The sequence below is a fragment of the Polynucleobacter kasalickyi genome (genome assembly GCF_900176405.1).
Taxonomy (GTDB): Bacteria; Pseudomonadota; Gammaproteobacteria; order Burkholderiales; family Burkholderiaceae; genus Polynucleobacter; species Polynucleobacter kasalickyi.
In genome coordinates, this window is the sequence record NZ_FWXJ01000004.1 from 143,275 (window position 1) to 161,774 (window position 18,500).

The window sequence follows — 18,500 nt, forward strand, 5'->3', positions numbered from 1 at the left end:
TGAAATATTCTCTTTTTTTATAGTATATACTAGCGAAAAATAACTATTTGCATTCATAAAGGTGCAAAACAATCAGGAGACAAGACATGACGATTCGCTCTGTCGAAGCCTTTCCTTTAAGCTTGCCATTTGATATCGGTGGACCAAAACCTATTTTTGCTGGCAAGACAAGAGAAATGGAGATGTTGCTAATTCGAGTAGAAACTGAGGATGGCCTCGTCGGTTGGGGGGAGTCCTTTGGCTTCAGCATTTGGCCTGCAACAGTACAGGTAATCGAGCGCCTAGTTAGTCCTTTAGCGGTCGGTCGTGATGAGTCAAAAATTGACGAACTCATCCTAGAAATTAGTCGCAAACTTCACCCACTTGGGCGTGCTGGAGCAGTGATTTTTGCCATTTCTGGTTTGGATATTGCCTTATGGGATATTCAGGCGCAACGACAACATCTCTCTTTAGCAAATTACTTATCTAAAGACCCCAAAAAAACCATCCCAGCTTATGCTAGTTTGATTCGTTACAACAATCCTGATTTAGTCGCAAAGAATGCAGCAGCTGCGGTGAGTAAAGGCTTCAAAGCGATTAAATTGCATGAAACTGGCGTAGCTGAAATCAAAGCAGCGCGGGAGGCGATTGGTCCAGATATTCATTTAATGGTGGATACGAATTGTCCATGGACGCCAGAACAAGCCATCCAAATGTGTCAACAATTAGAACCGCTCAATTTGTTGTGGATCGAAGAGCCGGTATGGCCGCCTGAAGATCATATCGGTTTAGCGACAGTAAAACGAGAGGGGAATATTCCCACTGCCGCGGGAGAAAATGCTCTAGGCTACACAGATTTGAAGAGTCTAATTACTCATCAAGTCGTAGATTACTTACAGCCGAGCGTGACGAAAATTGGCGGGGTTTCTGAAATGTTAAAAATTATGGGTCTTAGCAAAAATACGACGATTCAAATTGCGCCCCATTCCCCGTATATGGGACCTGGCTTGATTGCGACAGCGCATCTGATTGCCGCTCAAGCAGAAGATATTTTCTTGGAATACACCTTTTGTCAAATGGATCTTAATCCACTCGGAAAATCAGTCCTCACGGAAGATGGGTGCTTTCCTATCTCCAATGAACCTGGTTTAGGTTTGGCAGTAGATATGAATATTGTGCAGCAATTATTAGTGAGTTAATCATGATGAATCATCGAATGAACGTTTTATTTTTAAATTTCCTTACTTTGGGTTTATTGATGTTTGGCGTGAATCTATCAGTTCATGCCCAACCTACCAGTATGGTGCGACTCGTCATCGCCTTTCCTCCCGGTGGTCCATCTGATGCCCTAGCCCGGCAGTTAGCAGATCAGTTAGGGGTTGAATTGGGACAGAACGTCCTTGTTGAAAATAAACCCGGCGGGAATGGTGCCGTTGCTGCTCAATATGTACTGAATGCTCCGAATGATGGTAAAACTTTATGGCTCACTACTGCTGGAGCCATCACGATAAATCCGAACTTGTATCCGAAACTGACCTATGACGTTCAACAGTTTGCGCCGGTATCGTTGGTAGTCAATAATCAAGAAGTATTAGTGGTGAATGGCAAAAATCCAGTAAGCGATGTCGACGAATTCTTAAAGAGCTCTCTGTTAAAAAAAGGTGGTTTGAATCTCACCTCTTCTGGCATTGGTAGTATGCCGCACATGGCCATTTCTTTATTTCAAGATTCCACGGGTAAGACCTTTACCCATATTCCTAATAAAGGAGCTGCTCCCGCTATTACCGATTTATTAGGTGATCATGTGGATGGTTTTTTTGGAGATATTCCAGGCGTGCTTTCTTATATACAGGCTGGCAGTTTAAAAGCGATTGGGATTGCGGCAACTCAGCGCAATCCCTTATTGCCGAATGTCAAAACTTTTGATGAAATGGGTATTAAAGGGATGCACTTAAATAATTGGAGTGCGATTTATGTTTCTAAGGGAGTTTCTAATAGTGTCTTGGATGAGTTAAATAGTGCGGTTAAAAGGACCCTAGAAAATAAAGCCACCTTTGAAAAAATCAAAGCATCAGGGGCAGATCCACAATGGTCAACCCGCAGTGATTTATCTCGGATGGCACAAAACGAATCAACAACTTGGCGTAGAGTGATTCAAAAATACAATGTAAAGGCGGAGTGATGAAAAAAAATTGGTTGATTTTTTCCCTGATGGTTTGGATTGGTCTATCCAGTAGCTCAGCCCAAGAGTATCCGAATCGGCCTGTAAAAATGTTGACGGGTTACCCAGCTGGTTCTTCGGTTGATTTGTATGGCCGAGCCATCAGTTCGAAATTGCAAAAAGTATTCAAACAACCCTTCGTCTTCGAAAATAAAGTAGGGGCTGCTGGTACTATTGCTGCTGAAGCAACGGTTCGCGCACCAGCTGATGGTTATACCTTGTTAAATACTGCCTCGCAAATCACCATCAATCCCTTTGTCCAAAAACTTTCCTTTAATACCGAAAAGGATTTGATCCCAGTAGCGCAGACACTATCGATTAGTTACATCTTACTGGTTGGTCCTGACTTCCCTGCGAAAAACCTATCGGAATTAATTGAAGTTGCTAAAAGCAATCCTAAGAAATTCAATTACGGTTCTTATGGTAATGGTTCTGGTCCGCACCTTGCGATGGCGATGCTGAAAAAAGCCGCCAATATCGATGTGACTCATATTCAGTATCGTGGATCGGGGCAAATGTTGACAGCACTCATGGCGGGCGAAATTCAAATGGCTTTTGATACGACTACCGCTACTTTAGAGTTAATTAAGGCTGGTAAATTAATTCCACTGGCAACGGGAGGTAGTAAAGTATTAGAGGCTTTGCCCAACTTACCCACGATTGCCCAAAAATATCCTGGATTTGATGCCGACGGTTGGCAGGGGGTTTTTGTACCTGCAGGAACACCTAGTCCGATTGTGAGCAGACTCAATCTAGAAATTAATAAAATTATTCAAGAGAAAGAGTTTCGCGACCTTGCTAATTCAAGGGGAGTAATTGTTACACCAGGTTCTCAAGAGCAGTTTACCGAGTTTGTTAAATCAGAACTCAAGAAATACGAACAAGTGGTGCGTGAGAATAATATCTACCTAGAGTAATAGACACTCTTCTCTACTCTACAAGTCTTTAAGAAATCATGCCAATGATTTCTTAAATAAGTGCTACATTTAAGCTTGTTAATTGAATAACTTTAACCTCTAATTTTTCTAGTTGAGAATTCAGTAATTGACACATGCACCAACTTGGGTGACGATGTTCTTTGCGGTGCATATAATTTAAGAATAGTAATAAACTAGGTTTAAATTAACACTTATTGATCAAACGATCTTCAAATATATTAGGGAATGCGAATGGAAGTTAGTCAAGAAACGCAAGAAGTTGATGTCGATAATGCCATTGACAAAATCACTAATAACCCATTACCCCACTATGAGCCTTACGGATGGCATCACTGGCCAGCTTCTCCTTGGTTTTCTTATCAGTTCCGTCGAGGTCTTGGTGAAACACAAGAAGGTGGAGGAGCGGTTAGTGAAGTGTTTCAAGTTGCTTCCAGAATTGATCCTACGAGTGATGAGAGCTGGCACGAAGAGTGGAAACACATTGCGGATCGCAATTTTTTAAGAGCTGAAGAAGCCGAATCGAAGAAGCATATTGTTACTGCTTCGAACTGTTTTAAGAGAGCAGCTGATTACTATCGTCAGGCAGAGTTTTTTCTATTACCCGATGATCCAAGAAGGCTAGAGACCTTTACGCTGATGGAAAAATCCAGTTATGGATATTTAAAATATTTAAATCCGCCAGGTGAAATCGTTGATATTCCTTACGAAAATGGGGCTACTTTACCGGCCTATTTTGTCAGGGCTCCATTTCCTGGTGATAAGTTGCCAGTGCTCATTTGTATGGGCGGCTTAGATTCCATTAAAGATGAAATGTGGTTTATGCAAGCGCATGGTTGCTTGCAACGTGGGATCTCGGTACTCATGATTGATGGCCCTGGTCAAGGTGGCGCTCTAAGACGTCAGGGTCTTGTGAATCGACCCGACACGGAAGTACCGATTGGTTACTGCATTGACTATTTAGAGACCAGAAGTGATGTGGATGTCTCAAAAATTGCTGTTTGCGGTTCTAGTCTAGGTGGTATCTATGCGGCTAGAGCAGCTTGCTATGAGCATCGTTTAGCTGCTTGCATTTCGCATGGCGCTGTATTCGCAATTACAGATATGTGGGGTGGGGCAGCAGAAGATCACGGCTTAGCTACGCATATTAAGTGGGTATTTGGTTGCGATAGTATGAAATCGTCGATGGAAAAAGCGAAGGACTTCACCCTTGCCGGCCATTTAGAAAACATGCGTTGTCCTTATTTGATTATGCATGGCGGTCATGATGTCTTGACGGTTTCCCAAGCGAAGAAAGTATATGACTATGGTCAAGCAAAAGGTGTGAACTGTACACTTCGCTTACTTGATGAGGAGGAGACGGGTGCAGAACATTGTCAACATGATAACCCGACGATTGGCCAAGAAATTTTGGCGGACTGGTTAGCAGATCAATTTGGTATTGATCAAGAGCAGTTACTGAAATCAACCGTTAACAGTGCTATCTAGGAAATTTGATGATTAATATTGGGGTAGATCGCATTCGAGCGGCTGTCATTGGCATTGATTTACATCGCGGACATTTGGATATGTCGGTAGCCACCATGCCAGCGAGTCCTGAAATAGCTAGTGCTGTGGTTGAGAAAAATATTGCTCTCATGAATTGGGCAAGAACCAGTTCGATACCCGTCATTCATTTAGTGACACGGTATCGCGATTCCAAAGAAATTAGTATGAATGCTTTTTGGAGAACGCGCGCGGCGGATCCAAATAACCCAAGAAAAAATGTCATGAGACACAATCTCATTGGTATGCCTGGCTGTGAAATCATGCCGGGAATCTATGATCCAGCTAAAGACTTTGTCGTAGATACCAAAAAACGCTATAACTGTTTTGTTGCTACCGATTTAGAATTTTTACTCAAAACCCACGATATCAACACCCTCATTATCACTGGTGTGAATACCAATAGTTGCGTGTTATCTACGGTTACTGCCGCTTGCTCGATGGATTATGCTGTGATCGTTCCAAGTGATTGCGTGAATACGATGGATCATCCGAGTCTGCATGACGCCGCCTTATTGTGTATTAAAACTGCCTTTGGCTTTGTGATGAGTTCGGAAGAAGTCATGCAATTACCGGAACTTCAGAACGTATGAATAAAACCTTAACTCTGCAGGAGCGATTGCAATCCGATGAATTGCTCTGGATGGTGAATGCTGGCGGCTCTTCCATCGATGTGATTGATTCATTAGCCAGAGCTGGTGCTGAATGTGTGTTTATCGATTGCGAGAGAACGGCCATCAATATAGAGAGTATTACACCGATGGTTCGAACCATCCATGCGCACGGGATGTTTGCGGTTTTAAGAAGTGAGTCGCTACAACCTGAAGTTCTGATTCGTTATTTGGACCGGGGGATCGATGGCTTAATTTCTCCGCACATTGAAACGACTAGTCAGTTACAAATGATTAGTGAAGTTGTGGATTACGTGGGTAGCTCACAATCTAGAACAATTTTTAAGATTGCACAAATTGAATCGGTGCAAGCATTAGAAAATATCGCCAATTTATCCATCGATCAATCCACCGATACATTTTTAATTGGTCCGAATGATCTCTCGCACAGTCTTGGCTTAAAGGGAAGTCAAACCGACCCGCTTTTGTGGCAAAAGGTAGATGAGGTGATTAGCGCATTAAATCAACAGACAAGAACTTGGGGTATCCCTGGCAATCCGCAAACAGCAAGCAATTGGGTGAATAAAGGGGCCAGTTTTTTATATTGTTCAGTAGATCAGATTTTGAAACTGGGCTACGCAAATTTCTGTAAAAAAAACTAAATAACTAAGGAGAAAAAAATGGCAATGTTACCAAGTGAACGGACGAACTTTTCAGCAATTGTTGATCGCCCACCCTTAAAGTTTCCCAATAAAGCCAAGGTAATTATCTGGTCGATTGTGAATTTAGAAGTGTGGGATATCGCCAGACCGATGGCACGTCAGGTAATTCCTGCGCCAACTGGATTGCCATTGTTGCCAGACGTTCCTAACTGGGCTTGGCATGAATACGGTATGAGAGTTGGTTTTTGGCGGTTTAAGGCGCTGTATGATTCGCTCAATATTACCCCGACCTTGGCATTAAACGCACGCGTTTGTTTGGACTATCCACGGGTTGCCGAAGCTTGCTTGAAATCGAACTGGGAGTTCATGGGGCATTCCTATGAACAAATGCCGATTCATAAGGTGGAACATCAAGAAGAAATGATCGCAAAGTCCATGTCGACGATTGAAGCCTTTACTGGTAAGCGTCCAGTTGGTTGGCTTGGCCCTGGCCTAACACAGACTTATGAAACCCCTGATTTATTAGCGGCCGCTGGCGTTAAATACATTGGCGATTATCCCTATGATGACGAACCAACCGTGATTAAAACCACCAATGGTCCTCTAGTGACTCTGCCCTATACCGTCGAGAATAACGACATCCCAATGATGATCGTACAACATCATGAAGCTGCTTATTGGACGCAAAAATGTATTGATACCTTTGATCAATATTATTTAGAAGCTGAAGAACGGCCAAAGATTTTGTCAATCGCCATTCATCCCTATATCAGTGGACAACCTTTCCGGATTGCTTACCTTAAAAAAGTGTATGAACACATCAACAAACATGCGGATGTAGTTCATATGACTGGCGAGCAAATCTATGACTGGTATAGCCAAACTTCAATGTAAAAACAAGCGATCCCTATGACTTTTTTCCTTTTCCAATTATTAAATGCTTTCACTTTTGCAGCGCTACTCTTCATCGTCGGGAGTGGCTTTACTTTAGTGTTTGGATTAATGCGAATCGTCAACTTGGCTCACGGCGCCTTTTACCTCTTGGGTGGATATGTTGCTTACGTTGTAACAAATCAAACCAATAATATGTTTTTTGGTATTTGTGCGTCGATCTTAACGCTTGCCATCATGGGGATGCTTGAACAGTTTCTATTGAAATTTGCAAAGGGGGCTGAGCTCCGTCAGGTATTGATGTCACTGGGTATCGGCCTCATGGTCAACGATATATCCCTGGTAATTTTTGGGGGAGATAGTTTGTCGGTGCCCATCCCGTCGTATTTACAGGGACCGATGGAACTGTTTGACATTACTTATCCGAAGTACCGACTATTTGTTTTATTGATTGGCATATTGATATTTTTTGGTTTGAATTTCTTAATTAACCGAACAAAGCTAGGTGCTTTGATTCGCGCTGGGGTAGATGATGCTGAAACAGTTGAGGCGTTAGGAGTTAACATTCGCCAAATTTTTACCATTACTTTCATGATTGGTATGGCCTTAGCTGCTATTGCTGGTTCACTGGGTGGTGCTTTCCTATCCCTCTATCCAACGGCAGATTCGGAAATTCTGGTCTACAGCTTAGCCGTGGTGATTATCGGCGGACGAGGAAGTTTGATTGGCGCAGCCATTGGTAGTTTAACGGTGGCTTTACTCTCCACTTTTGGGCAAGTTTCTTTCCCTGAATTATCTTATTTTGTTATTTTTGGTCCAATGGCATTGCTACTTGCCTTTAGACCTAATGGACTATTTGGAAAGCCGGTATAACTATGTTACTTAAACACTTTGCTTCTAAATTTGGCGTTCTTTTTTTGGCACTACTGTGTGTGGTGTTGCCTTTAATGGTACATCCATATTTTTTAAGTCTCATGACCCTGACATTTATTTATTCAATTTTTGCTATTTCGATTGATATTTTGGCGGGCTATGCTGGTAGGACTCCTTTGTGTCATGGTGCGATTTTTGGAAGTGCTGCTTACACCGCTATTTATTGTGTGATCACGAGTCAATATGATCCTTATACGGCCGTACTGTTAGGGATTGGAATGGCGGCAATCATTGGACTAGTGTTCGCGGTACTAGCGGTGCGTACCAGTGGGGTTTATTTCTTATTACTCACCCTTGCTCTTGGCATGATCATTTGGGGAATTTGCCAACGGTGGACCTCTGTCACCGGAGGTGAGAATGGCTTGAGAGGCAATATTCGACCAGATTGGTTACAAAGTGCTGAGCATTTCTATTATTTCTCTTTTGTTGTTTTGATTGTCATTGGTTTCTCCGTCTTGCGTTTTGTGAAATCCCCGTTTGGCTTAACCTTAAAAGGCATCCGCGAGAGTGAGTCTAGAATGCGTAGTTTAGGTTACAACACGACCTTACACCTCATCATTGGCTTTGTTATTTCATCCGTAGTGGCTGGGATCGCAGGTGTTTTGTACGCACTCTTTAATAGTTTTGTAAGTTCCTCTAGCGTCTCTCTCGCCCAATCAGTAAAAGGCTTGCTGATGGCAATTATGGGTGGGGTGGGTACTATTTTTGGTGGCGTGGTTGGTTCCGCTCTCATTATTTCGTTAGAGAACATTATTAGTTCTTACACCGAACGTTGGTCATTTGTGATGGGTTTTATGTTTGTTCTGGCGATGATTTTTATTCCAGAAGGAATTGTTGGCAAATTAAAAATTTCCAAGAAATAATTTTTTACTATTTTTAACAGGGGTTTACTATGAATCGTCGTAACTTTATTAAATCAGGAGCTGCAATTAGTGGATTATCTGTTTTCGGCTCATTTGAAGAAGTCTTAGCCCAAACAACTGGTCCGATTAAAATTGGTTTGATGGCACCTTTAACTGGGGTGTTAGCGGCAGGGGGTAAAGAAATTGTTGAAGGTTTTACCATGTATTGGGAGTCGATTGGTAAAAAAGTGGCAGGAAGAGATATCCAAATTTTTATCGAAGATGATGCCTCGAATCCGGACATCGCTTTACAAAAAGCCCGTAAATTAGCGGAGCAAAATCAGGTAGATTTCTTGGTTGGTAATTTACTTGCGAATACTGGTTTAGCAGTCGCTGAATACGCTAAGACAAGTGGTATTCCTTATTTTATTCCTGTCATTGCGGCCGATGATTTAACGCAGCGCACCAGAATTCCTAACGTGATTCGTATTGCTGGCTACACAGCGAGTCAAACTTCGCATCCTTTAGGTGACTATGCCTATAAAACTTTAGGTTATAGAAAGATTGTTACTATTTCTCAAGATTACACCTTTGGTCATGAGCAGTGTGGTGGTTTAGTGCAAGTCTTTACAGAACTAGGTGGTCAAGTATTGAATCAATTCTGGAATCCACTCAATACGCAAGATTTCAGCCCTTACTTTGCGCAAATTCAGGCGCTAAAGCCAGATGCAGTTTTTGTGATGGAAACCGGCGCTGATGGTTTGAGATTTTTACAGCAATGGACCAACTTTGGCTTGAAAGGTAAGATTCCATTATTGTGCGCACAAAATACTACTGACCAATCAGTGATTCGTAGCTTAAATAGTGGTGAAGCTGATGGCTTGATTTCTGCAGCGCATTTCGCGGAAGGCGCACCGAATGTACAGACACAAAAATTTGTGGCTGACTATTTAATTGCACACAATCACTTCCCATCTATCTATGGCTTCTCACACTACGTCGCTGCTATTTGGATTGCGAAAGCAATTGCCAAAGTGGACGGTAATATTTCTAATCGTCCAAAATTCTTAGAAGCCATTAGAGGGACTGTTTTAGAAGATTCTCCACTCGGTCGGCCAGTAAAATTGGATACATATGGTAATCCGATTTATGACGTCTTCATCCGTAAAGTAACGAAGCGTTCCGATGGAAAATATTGGAACGTGCCAATCGAAACTTATCCTGGCGTATCTCAGTTTTGGAAATACAAGCCTGAGGAATATTTAAAGCAACCTCCTTACTCTAGAACTTTCCAAGGAATAAAGAAAATTTGATGGAAAAATTGATTCTTGAAGTGACCAGCCTTTGCGTCCAGTTTGGCTCTTTTAAGGCAGTTAATAATGTTTCCATGAAAGTAAGTGCTGGGGACAAAATTGCTATTCTTGGCCCGAATGGGGCTGGTAAAACTTCTCTCTTTAATGCGATTACAGGGATGACACTACCCACTCAAGGAACCGTATCGATGGGTGGTGTTGCTATTACTCGAGCATCACCTAATCGACGTGCTGAGTTGGGTATTGCAAGAACCTTTCAAATTACAAACTTATTCTTTGGTTTAACAGTGGAAGAAAACTTACTACTTGCCGCCAGAGGTTTACAACGTAGGAAGTTTTCACTATTTAGTTCAGCGACTCTACCCATCAGTGAAGAAGAGTTGGTGGAGTCTGTTTTAGAAAGATGCCACCTCTTAACGAAACGACATTGGTTAGTCAAAGAGATTTCTTATGGGGAGCAACGCCAGTTAGAGTTAGCCATGTCACTGACAAGCTCTCCTAAGGTGTTGCTCTTAGATGAACCTGCTGCCGGTTTATCCCCAGCAGAGCGAGTCGTGATGTCAGACGTGATTAAAAGTTTGCCAAAAGATTTAGCCATCGTATTGATCGAACATGATATTGATTTAGCCTTGAACTTAGTCGATAGAGTCATTTGTATGTATCAAGGGGGTGTTTTGGTAGAAGGAAAGCCGGACGAAATTAGAGGAAATAAGAAGGTCCAAGAAATTTATTTAGGAAAACCTCGCAATGCTTAAAATTGATCAAGTTTGTTCATCTTATGGAGAAGCCCAAGTCTTAAATGATGTTTCTATGCAGGTGAATGAGGGGGAAATTGTTGCACTATTGGGCAGAAATGGCATGGGTAAGACCTCCTTAGTGAGAACCGTCATGAATCTGTCCAACCCTTTGAAATCAAAAGGGCAAATTGCCATTGGCCAGCAATCATTGGAGGGCTTAGCTCCATATCAAGTCTCACGTGCTGGGGTTGGATATGTGCCGCAAGGAAGGCGATTATTTTCATCCCTGACAGTTTTAGAGCATTTACAGATTCTCGATAAGAAAAGTCCTGGTGCCTGGAGTGTAGAAAAAGTCTTTGAAAACTTTCCGCGCTTAGCAGAACGAAAGACGAATCGTGGTAATGAGTTATCCGGTGGTGAAAGACAACTGCTTGCTATTGCTCGTGCACTCATGACGGGTCCAAAAATTCTACTAATGGATGAACCCACCGAAGGTTTGGCGCCAGTAACGGTTGAACTGGTTGAAGGGGTGATGCAAACATTGAGGAAAGAAGGACTCGGTATTTTGTTAGTAGAGCAAAATTTATACAGTGCTTTAGCGGTTGCCGATCGCGTATATATTCTTGAGACAGGAATGGTAGTTTGGTCAGGCACGCCAGATCAACTCTTATCGCAGCCCGGCATCTTAGATCGATACTTGGGAATTCATTAATTGTTACCCTTTAATGAATTTGATTTAGTTGGTATTGCCAATGCGATTCGTGCAAAACAGTTTAGTGCCTATGAGTTAACTCAGGAGTCGATTCGACGCTTCAAAACCATTGGTGCTAAATTCAATGCCGTATTTGAGGTGAGTGAAGAAGAGGCTTTACTACGAGCAAGTGAATTAGATAAAAAACAGCAAAATAAGGTAGCTTTAGGTTTACTCCACGGGGTACCGTTAGCACATAAAGATCTGATTGCTAGAGCAAACCACCAGATGCATGTGGGCTCGAAGATATTGTCAAACAACATTGCTACTGTGAGCGCTAAGGTCAATGACTACTTAGAAAATGCGGGTCAAGTCAATATTGGTTCTTTACATATGGCCGAATTTGCACTTAGTCCAACTGGTTTTAACCAACATTACGGTCATGGAAAAAATCCTTGGAATCCGCTCTATGTTTGTGGAGGATCATCGAGTGGTTCTGGCATTGCAGTTGCTTCACGGCTTGTATTTGGTTCTATTGGCTCAGATACTGGTGGCTCTATTCGACATCCAAGTGCCATGTGTGGCCTGACCGGCTTGAAGCCAACGAATGGTCTAGTATCGGTTGAGGGGGTTTTCCCACTGTCTAACTCCTTGGACTGTGTGGGACCAATGACCCAATCGGTGCGAGATGCTGCAAGGCTTCTCACGGTCATTACTGGCAATATAAAAAATTATGAAGCCCATCTAACAAATCCAATTCGTGGCATGAAAATCGGTATTCCTAAAGTTTATTTTTATGAAAACTTAGATCCTGCTATTGAAGCATCTTTGCAAGATACTATCTCCGCCTTTAAAGATTTAAATGTTGAATTTGTGGCAGTCGATGTGCCAGAGATGTCGACGGTGAATCAGAATATGGGGATTGTATTAGCTTATGAAGCTTTCCAACTCCATCAAGCATGGTTGCAGCAGTTTCCAAACGATTATGCTGATCAAGTAAAGGCTCGTATTGAGTTTGGTAAAGACATCTCGCCAAGTACCTACGCGAATGCCTTAAACCAAAGATCAATCATTCAAGAGGCCTTTCAAGCAAGCTGGTTCGCCCATTGTGATGCGGTACTAGTGCCAACTATTCAAGTGCAAACTCCTGCGATTGAAGCTACCACGCGGGGTACCACTACTGAAATCCTAACAAATCTATTCAGAGTGACTCAAACCACCAAGGGAATTAATTATTTGTCCTTTCCGGCTTTAAATCTACCAAGTGGCTTTACCAAAGAAGGGCTACCGATTGGCGTTCAATGCATCGGTAATGTTTTTCAAGAGGAAACATTATTGCAATTAGGAAATGCTTTTCAAGCGATTACTGATTATCATCAAAAAATGCCTAAACTTGCCTAAGTGTGAGTTTGACGATTAGATGGTGATCTTGCCAATAGTGCGCATGGCATCCAAAATTTGAGTACTTTGAGTGTCATAGGTCGAAAGGGAGCCATGCAGTATAGGGATCATTTTGAGAATTTCATCAGCCCCAAAAAATTGCATCGACCAATTGGGAAACATTCTCTTTTCTATTTTTCTTTTCTCTAGAATACGTTTAACGCTATGCTTTGGGTCCCTAGATATTTTTTCGAAAGTCTCTATGATTTGTTTTTCTGGGCCTTCTAAAATTTGTCCAAAATAACCATTGTCGTAATATAGGACGCCCGTAATTTGATGATCATAATTCCAACGTAGCGAATCCTTCAAGATTGGCAAAAGAATCAGAGCATCTACTTCGTAGCTGGCTTTACTAACATAGGTGAGATCGATTAAGTCCATGATGTCCTAATCATATCAAAATGATCGATCCAACTTTCAAAATCTGTAACATTCATTGGCTTTGCAAAGAGATATCCTTGGGCATATTGACAGCCTAAAGCGGATAATGCCCTCAGATGATCGATACTTTCAACCCCCTCAGCAATTACTTTCCGATTAAAAACATTCGACAAAGCGATAATACTTTTGACAATTGCCATATCATCCATGTTACTCAACATGTCAAAAACAAAGCTTTGGTCAATCTTAATAAAGTCAACCTGTAGGTGTTTCAAAAAGTTTAATGACGAATATCCAGTGCCAAAGTCATCTATGGCAAATAAGAAACCATATGACCGGAGTTCATTAATGAGTTGAGAAGTAGCGATCGAGTCTTCAAAAGCACTCGTTTCTAAAATTTCAAAGCCAATTTGATGAGGAGAAACCTCCGGATATTGCTGAATCAACTCCTTGATAAACGGCATTAAAGTTTTCGATTGGAGATGATACGCTCCAATATTCAAGAAAATTTCAGTTCTTCTACCCACTAAATTCCACTTATTTAGCTGTTCAAAACAAGAACGAATGACCCATTCGCCATGTTTGATGCTGACCTCATCATTTTCGATATAGGGTAAGAAATCACCTGGTGTCATTAAGCCCTTGGTGGGGTGATTCCACCTAGATAGTACTTCAGCGCCTGCCATCGTTAAATTGGATAACTGAATTTTGGGTTGAAAATAGAGTTCGAGTTCGTTTCGTTTCAGGGCGTTCAGGATGTTCGAAGAGGCTTCTTTTTTCACCCTAAAGGAATAATGTGTTTTGGTATCAAAATATTGAATCGAGTTTTTGCCAGACTGCTTTGCTTGATACATTGCTTGATCTGCATGGCGGATCAGAACTTCTTGGTTGGATGAATCTTTCGGGTAGAAATTAACACCAATACTACAAGAGAGTTGTACGAAGCGATCATCCACCATAAAGGGCTTTGAGGTGGCAGCTAGAATTCTTTCTAAAACAATGGAGGACTCATTAATTTCCTCAAGATCAGTGAGGAGCACAATAAATTCATCACCACTGATTCTGGACAAGGAATCACCTTTGCGTAATGCAGCTTGGATCACATTACTAATATGGATTAATACTTTATCGCCGACGATATGGCCATATGTATCATTTATTTTTTTAAAATTATCTAAATCAACAAAAGCAAGTGCTAAAGACTGACTCTTTCTATCGCAAATTGTCATTGCTTGAGTGAGTCGATCCAAAAAAAGAGTTCGATTGGGTAATTTGGTGAGGGGGTCATAGTGGGCCAAAAAACGCATTTCTTCTTGGTCTTTGTGGTGCTGCGTTACATCTCGAATCACGCCCACATAATTTTTGCCCATGTGACTCAGAGAAAGTTCTACCCACAAAATATTACCAGTGACATGGTTGAAACGGATTTTGTAGGATTTCTTTAATTGGTCTAATTGGATATGATCTTTAAAGTTTAAATCCAGGACATCTTGATCTTCATAGTAGAAGAAATCACTGAGCAGTTTGCCTAAAGGGGACTCGGTGAGCCCAGTAATTTTGTGCCAAGCAGAATTAACAAATAAAAAACGACCTTCACTATCCAACTCAAATAAAATTTCGTTCAGTAACTCGACACGCTCGCGCATGCTTTTCTCACTTGCAACAAGGGCTTCCATGAGTTTATTAGTTGCTGATATTTGTAAATCAACTAATATACTTTTATCTGTTTCCATGTTTCCTTGATTGGCATGATTCGTTCATGAGACCCGCTAATAAGATCTTAGCGACTTAACTCATCACCAATGATTTTGATTCAATCACAGATCCATAAAGTGGGAAAACATTCTCACAATAGAAGGAGTGCTCTAAGGCAGTTCTTGCCGATGAACAATCTTCCACAATCGATACTTTGTAGCCACGCTCATACGCTGCACGACCCGTTGAATCGATACACAGTGAAGTGACCATGCCGCATACCCAAACTTCTTTAATCGAGTTCGCTAACAAGGTATTGTCTAAATCTGTTTTTGAGAAGGCATTAAAACCAACTTTGCCAGATACATAGGTAATTCTGTCACCAAACTCAGCTAATTCAGGAATATTTTCTGCACCAAAAGTGCCGACAGAAAAAGCGCCAGACTCTTTAATCTTATCTAAAATTCCAGACGAATTAGAAAGTGCTCGGTAACTACTTTCTAACACAATCGGCGTAGAGATAATGAGTGCTTTTGTATTCGCTAATTTACGAATTAAATTCATCGTGTTTGCTAGCACTTCATCAACGCGTCCAGGTTCTTCTACTACACCTCTGAGAACGCCATTTTTTGCGAAGTAATCGTTTTGAAAGCCAACCAAGATTACTGCTAAGTTATCAAATGCATCCATATTATCACCCTGTGAAATTACTAAATCAATGAAAACTAGTTTTTATAATACTCTAGATTAAAACAATATGATTACTGCTTGATTAAAAAAATCCTCTAAAATCAATAAAGAAGACGGTTCTATCAAAAAATCCAAGAAATTCTCCTCGCCGGTGCATAGTTTTAATTGGTTTTTAAATTTTGTTCCTCTAATTGGATCGATAGCATCAAGCTACTCAGCGATTTGCCATGTGGGTCTAGGGCTAATGATCTGGTCACGCCCCCACCTAAAGCTCCTTCGATGACAAAATTTAAAGCCTGCAATTTGGGTAATTCATATCGAATAATCGGTCCCTGCGTGATGTGCTGGAATGCCTTTTGTACCACCTCTACGGTCAAGTGTTGTTGAATAACTTCCCAAGCTGCTTGGTTATATGCAATCACAGAAATGTTGGAGGTGTTTCCCTTATCGCCAGCCCTTGAATGTGCAATATCATGTAACAGAATCATGCCGTAATCTTTCGTATTTGTAGGTTGGGGTCGACCCAATGTCTCGGAATTAAAACGGACTGAACCGCTAAGACGGATTTAACCACGGGGTCTATACCACCCCCAGCCCCAGTGGGTCCATTAATATGGAGGGCGCGACATTCAAATCCGACAGCAGTTGCAGCGGACTTGTTGTCGGTTCTAACGGCTAAACGCAAGCGTACTTCATAGGGCAGTGCTCGGTGCTCGGGTAAGCCATGCAAACTTGACATGCCAATGTAATCAATCCGAAATTCAGAATACGAGAAGCCGCGTTGTTTGAGTCGATCCTGCACGATTTCCGCTCCCCATTTGGCTCTTTCTAGCGCATTGGGTCCTGCGTAAGAAATTTGTCCCTCGCCGATATATCCATCATCGTAGCCAACCGTCACTTTATAGCTAGGGGTTCTTGGCTTCCCCAGTGCAGAGGTCACTTGCACCCGGTCTAGACCAAGTTGTAATAATTCTAGTTCACTTACATCTAAAATACAGTCTGGCGTAATGTAATGTTTTGGGTCGTGTAATTCATACAGTAATTGTTCTTTCACGGTCGCTAAACTCACTTGGCCACCCGTACCGGCTACCTTGCTAATAGAAAATCTGCCATCACGATGAACATCTGCATAGGGATTGCCCAGTTCTGATAAGTTATTCACCTCTTTGATTCCCGGATCTGCAAAATTTCCACCGCTGACTTGAGCACCACATTCCAATAAGTGCCCACATACTGTCCCTGCAGCAATTTTAGGTAGATCGTGATAACTCCAGCCAAACTCATGCATCATCGGTGCTAAAAATAAAGAAGGATCCGCCACTCTGCCAGTAATAATGATTTGTGCATCGGTTTCCAAAGCTCTCACGATGGCGTCGGCGCCTAAATACGCATTACTTGCAATCATCTTCGGTAGCAACGATTCAACGGGTAAGCCTGACTCCATGATTTCGAGTTCAGGATGCGAGCGTACTAGCTCAGTCACATCATCACCGGTCACAATCGCACAGGAAACATCACCCAGGTCAAGTTCTCTGGCTAACTTTCTGGTTTCGATCGCGGCTGACTCAGGGTTCGCTGCGCCCATATTGGTGATAATGCGAATTTGATGAGTCACACAGGCAGGTAAAACAGCCGACATTCTCTCGATTAATCTTGGGGTATATCCTTTTGAGGGATTTTGTAGTTTGGTTTGTTGTTCTCTAGCGATGGTTCTTTCGGCTAGACATTCAAAGATTAAATAATCGATCTGTCCTTGTTCAGCCAGCTCAACAGCGGGAGGGATTCGGTCGTCCGAAAATCCTGCACCGCCGCCAATCCTCAAAAATTCTGTATGTTTCATTCGTTGTAATATCTCACTTTTATGTCTCAAGATTGGTTTTAATATTATGATGTTGAAAAGAATTAATATAACTGATACTGGAGATAGTAAATAAATGTCGATGTGTTCATTCAAGACTGTCCAAAACCTCAAAATTGTTTTTTTGTTTGCCCTTTTGTGTGGGCAATTAGTTGCCCAAGCTCAGAACTTCCCCAGTAAAGCCATTACCTTAGTGACCCCTTTTACGGTCGGTAGCGGTACTGATCAAAAAGCGCGGGCGTTGGCACAGATTATTAGTGCCGAATACAAAATTCCAGTCATCGTAGATCCGAAACCGGGTGCGAGTGGGTTTATCGCTTCCCAATATGTCGCAAAAGCAGCTCCTGATGGTTATACCTTGTTGTATACGACCAATACGACTCACGCAGCGAATGAACATCTTTTTAAGAAAATTCCTTACGACCCTGTGAAAGACTTTACCCCTGTGGCACTCTTGTTTAAGGGATATATGTTTTTATTGGTAAATCCTAAATCTAAAATCTATTCCTTAAATGACTTACTGGATGTAGCGCGTAAAAATCCTGGTAAGGTGAATTTTGCAAGTGGTAGCTCTTCTAGTCGAGTGGCGAGTGAGTTACTTGCACAAATGACGAATATCGATATTATGCATATCCCGTATAAGAGTAATCCTCCTGCGGTAACGGATTTATTGGGCGCCCAATTTGATTTTATGTTTGCAGATGCTTCCACTGCAGTACCACAGATTCAGAGTGGGAAGTTACGCGCACTAGCCGTTAGTGGTACCTCCCGCATTGCCTCAGTGCCTAATGTGCCAACCGTTGAAGAAGCGGGAGTAAAGGGGTATGACATGTCTTTTTGGAATGCGATTTACTTACCCGCTGGAGCACCTGAGAAAATCACCAAACAGCTAAATGAGATGTTTGTTAAAGCAGCTGAAACGAATGAAATGAAAAATCATTTAATGAAAAATGGTGAAGAACGTGTCGTCTCGACGCCTGAGGGCCTAGCGAAGTTTCAAGCAGCAGAGTCCCTTAAATGGGGTAAGGTGATTCGTGCGGCACATATTGAGCCAGAGTAAAGATTTTATTAATAAA

The 18,500-nt window shown here is 41.9% G+C and carries 19 protein-coding genes; 14 read left to right on the forward strand and 5 right to left on the reverse strand.

What is annotated here, in order from left to right:
- Positions 1–86 precede the first annotated feature (86 nt).
- The 13 genes from B8983_RS05315 (at position 87) to B8983_RS05375 (ending at position 12,761) form a co-directional block, all read left to right on the forward strand.
- Positions 87–1,178 carry a mandelate racemase/muconate lactonizing enzyme family protein gene (locus B8983_RS05315; RefSeq protein WP_084283098.1) on the forward strand — a complete coding sequence of 364 codons (1,092 nt, stop codon included), beginning with the start codon at positions 87–89 and terminating at the stop codon, positions 1,176–1,178.
- A gap of 2 nt (positions 1,179–1,180) precedes the next feature.
- Positions 1,181–2,161, forward strand: coding sequence for a Bug family tripartite tricarboxylate transporter substrate binding protein (locus B8983_RS05320; protein WP_084283099.1), 981 nt, complete (start codon positions 1,181–1,183; stop codon positions 2,159–2,161).
- Complete coding sequence (locus B8983_RS05325) at positions 2,161–3,117, forward strand: Bug family tripartite tricarboxylate transporter substrate binding protein (protein WP_084283100.1); 957 nt, start codon at positions 2,161–2,163, stop codon at positions 3,115–3,117. Before B8983_RS05320 ends, B8983_RS05325 begins: the two co-directional genes overlap by 1 nt.
- Before the next feature lie 252 nt (positions 3,118–3,369).
- Positions 3,370–4,623: an alpha/beta hydrolase family protein gene (locus tag B8983_RS05330; RefSeq protein WP_159460823.1), complete on the forward strand. Its 1,254-nt coding sequence runs from the start codon at positions 3,370–3,372 to the stop codon at positions 4,621–4,623.
- Positions 4,624–4,631: 8 nt separating this feature from the next.
- Positions 4,632–5,273 carry a cysteine hydrolase family protein gene (locus B8983_RS05335; RefSeq protein WP_200806872.1) on the forward strand — a complete coding sequence of 214 codons (642 nt, stop codon included), beginning with the start codon at positions 4,632–4,634 and terminating at the stop codon, positions 5,271–5,273.
- The gene (locus B8983_RS05340) at positions 5,270–5,953 is read left to right on the forward strand and encodes an aldolase/citrate lyase family protein (RefSeq protein ID WP_084283102.1); all 684 of its coding nucleotides are present in this window, start codon (positions 5,270–5,272) and stop codon (positions 5,951–5,953) included. The genes B8983_RS05335 and B8983_RS05340 overlap by 4 nt, the downstream gene beginning before the upstream one ends.
- 18 nt (positions 5,954–5,971) lie before the next feature.
- A complete protein-coding gene (locus tag B8983_RS05345; protein WP_200806873.1) occupies positions 5,972–6,847 on the forward strand; it encodes a polysaccharide deacetylase family protein in 876 nt (291 codons plus the stop codon).
- 15 nt (positions 6,848–6,862) lie between these two features.
- Entirely contained in the window at positions 6,863–7,717 is an 855-nt protein-coding gene (locus B8983_RS05350) for a branched-chain amino acid ABC transporter permease (RefSeq protein ID WP_084283103.1), read from the forward strand.
- Positions 7,718–7,719: 2 nt separating this feature from the next.
- A complete protein-coding gene (locus B8983_RS05355) occupies positions 7,720–8,640 on the forward strand; it encodes a branched-chain amino acid ABC transporter permease (protein WP_084283104.1) in 921 nt (306 codons plus the stop codon).
- A 29-nt stretch (positions 8,641–8,669) separates the two neighbouring features.
- Positions 8,670–9,932 (forward strand): ABC transporter substrate-binding protein, encoded by a 1,263-nt coding sequence (locus tag B8983_RS05360; protein WP_084283105.1) that lies wholly within the window; start codon positions 8,670–8,672, stop codon positions 9,930–9,932.
- The gene (locus B8983_RS05365) at positions 9,932–10,687 is read left to right on the forward strand and encodes an ABC transporter ATP-binding protein (RefSeq protein ID WP_084283106.1); all 756 of its coding nucleotides are present in this window, start codon (positions 9,932–9,934) and stop codon (positions 10,685–10,687) included. Before B8983_RS05360 ends, B8983_RS05365 begins: the two co-directional genes overlap by 1 nt.
- On the forward strand, positions 10,680–11,381 hold the full coding sequence (locus B8983_RS05370; protein ID WP_084283107.1) for an ABC transporter ATP-binding protein: 702 nt from the start codon (positions 10,680–10,682) through the stop codon (positions 11,379–11,381). The genes B8983_RS05365 and B8983_RS05370 overlap by 8 nt, the downstream gene beginning before the upstream one ends.
- Positions 11,382–12,761: an amidase gene (locus B8983_RS05375; protein ID WP_084283108.1), complete on the forward strand. Its 1,380-nt coding sequence runs from the start codon at positions 11,382–11,384 to the stop codon at positions 12,759–12,761. It abuts the gene before it with no gap.
- A 15-nt stretch (positions 12,762–12,776) separates the two neighbouring features.
- Here B8983_RS05375 and B8983_RS05380 read toward each other — a convergent pair whose 3' ends face one another.
- The 5 genes from B8983_RS05380 to B8983_RS05400 form a co-directional block, all read right to left on the reverse strand.
- Positions 12,777–13,181 (reverse strand): BLUF domain-containing protein, encoded by a 405-nt coding sequence (locus tag B8983_RS05380; RefSeq protein ID WP_084283109.1) that lies wholly within the window; start codon positions 13,179–13,181, stop codon positions 12,777–12,779.
- On the reverse strand, positions 13,172–14,914 hold the full coding sequence (locus B8983_RS05385) for a putative bifunctional diguanylate cyclase/phosphodiesterase (protein WP_084283110.1): 1,743 nt from the start codon (positions 14,912–14,914) through the stop codon (positions 13,172–13,174). The genes B8983_RS05380 and B8983_RS05385 overlap by 10 nt, the downstream gene beginning before the upstream one ends.
- 55 nt (positions 14,915–14,969) lie before the next feature.
- Positions 14,970–15,566, reverse strand: a complete 597-nt coding sequence (locus B8983_RS05390; RefSeq protein WP_084283111.1) for a cysteine hydrolase family protein — start codon at positions 15,564–15,566, stop codon at positions 14,970–14,972.
- A gap of 161 nt (positions 15,567–15,727) precedes the next feature.
- A complete protein-coding gene (locus B8983_RS05395) occupies positions 15,728–16,054 on the reverse strand; it encodes an AtuA-related protein (protein ID WP_234986906.1) in 327 nt (108 codons plus the stop codon).
- The gene (locus B8983_RS05400) at positions 16,051–17,406 is read right to left on the reverse strand and encodes an acyclic terpene utilization AtuA family protein (protein ID WP_084283112.1); all 1,356 of its coding nucleotides are present in this window, start codon (positions 17,404–17,406) and stop codon (positions 16,051–16,053) included. The genes B8983_RS05395 and B8983_RS05400 overlap by 4 nt, the downstream gene beginning before the upstream one ends.
- Positions 17,407–17,500: 94 nt before the next feature.
- Here B8983_RS05400 and B8983_RS05405 point away from each other — a divergent pair, with 94 nt between their 5' ends.
- Complete coding sequence (locus B8983_RS05405; protein ID WP_143736105.1) at positions 17,501–18,484, forward strand: Bug family tripartite tricarboxylate transporter substrate binding protein; 984 nt, start codon at positions 17,501–17,503, stop codon at positions 18,482–18,484.
- The last annotated feature ends 16 nt before the right edge of the window (positions 18,485–18,500 follow it).

Coding starts and splice junctions, on each gene's coding strand:
- B8983_RS05315 (WP_084283098.1), top strand. CDS start 87: ATGACGATTCGCTCTGTCGAAGCCTTTCCTTTAAGCTTGCCATTTGAT.
- B8983_RS05320 (WP_084283099.1), top strand. CDS start 1,181: ATGATGAATCATCGAATGAACGTTTTATTTTTAAATTTCCTTACTTTG.
- B8983_RS05325 (WP_084283100.1), top strand. CDS start 2,161: ATGAAAAAAAATTGGTTGATTTTTTCCCTGATGGTTTGGATTGGTCTA.
- B8983_RS05330 (WP_159460823.1), top strand. CDS start 3,370: ATGGAAGTTAGTCAAGAAACGCAAGAAGTTGATGTCGATAATGCCATT.
- B8983_RS05335 (WP_200806872.1), top strand. CDS start 4,632: ATGATTAATATTGGGGTAGATCGCATTCGAGCGGCTGTCATTGGCATT.
- B8983_RS05340 (WP_084283102.1), top strand. CDS start 5,270: ATGAATAAAACCTTAACTCTGCAGGAGCGATTGCAATCCGATGAATTG.
- B8983_RS05345 (WP_200806873.1), top strand. CDS start 5,972: ATGGCAATGTTACCAAGTGAACGGACGAACTTTTCAGCAATTGTTGAT.
- B8983_RS05350 (WP_084283103.1), top strand. CDS start 6,863: ATGACTTTTTTCCTTTTCCAATTATTAAATGCTTTCACTTTTGCAGCG.
- B8983_RS05355 (WP_084283104.1), top strand. CDS start 7,720: ATGTTACTTAAACACTTTGCTTCTAAATTTGGCGTTCTTTTTTTGGCA.
- B8983_RS05360 (WP_084283105.1), top strand. CDS start 8,670: ATGAATCGTCGTAACTTTATTAAATCAGGAGCTGCAATTAGTGGATTA.
- B8983_RS05365 (WP_084283106.1), top strand. CDS start 9,932: ATGGAAAAATTGATTCTTGAAGTGACCAGCCTTTGCGTCCAGTTTGGC.
- B8983_RS05370 (WP_084283107.1), top strand. CDS start 10,680: ATGCTTAAAATTGATCAAGTTTGTTCATCTTATGGAGAAGCCCAAGTC.
- B8983_RS05380 (WP_084283109.1), bottom strand. CDS start 13,181: ATGGACTTAATCGATCTCACCTATGTTAGTAAAGCCAGCTACGAAGTA.
- B8983_RS05385 (WP_084283110.1), bottom strand. CDS start 14,914: ATGGAAACAGATAAAAGTATATTAGTTGATTTACAAATATCAGCAACT.
- B8983_RS05390 (WP_084283111.1), bottom strand. CDS start 15,566: ATGGATGCATTTGATAACTTAGCAGTAATCTTGGTTGGCTTTCAAAAC.
- B8983_RS05395 (WP_234986906.1), bottom strand. CDS start 16,054: ATGATTCTGTTACATGATATTGCACATTCAAGGGCTGGCGATAAGGGA.
- B8983_RS05400 (WP_084283112.1), bottom strand. CDS start 17,406: ATGAAACATACAGAATTTTTGAGGATTGGCGGCGGTGCAGGATTTTCG.
- B8983_RS05405 (WP_143736105.1), top strand. CDS start 17,501: ATGTCGATGTGTTCATTCAAGACTGTCCAAAACCTCAAAATTGTTTTT.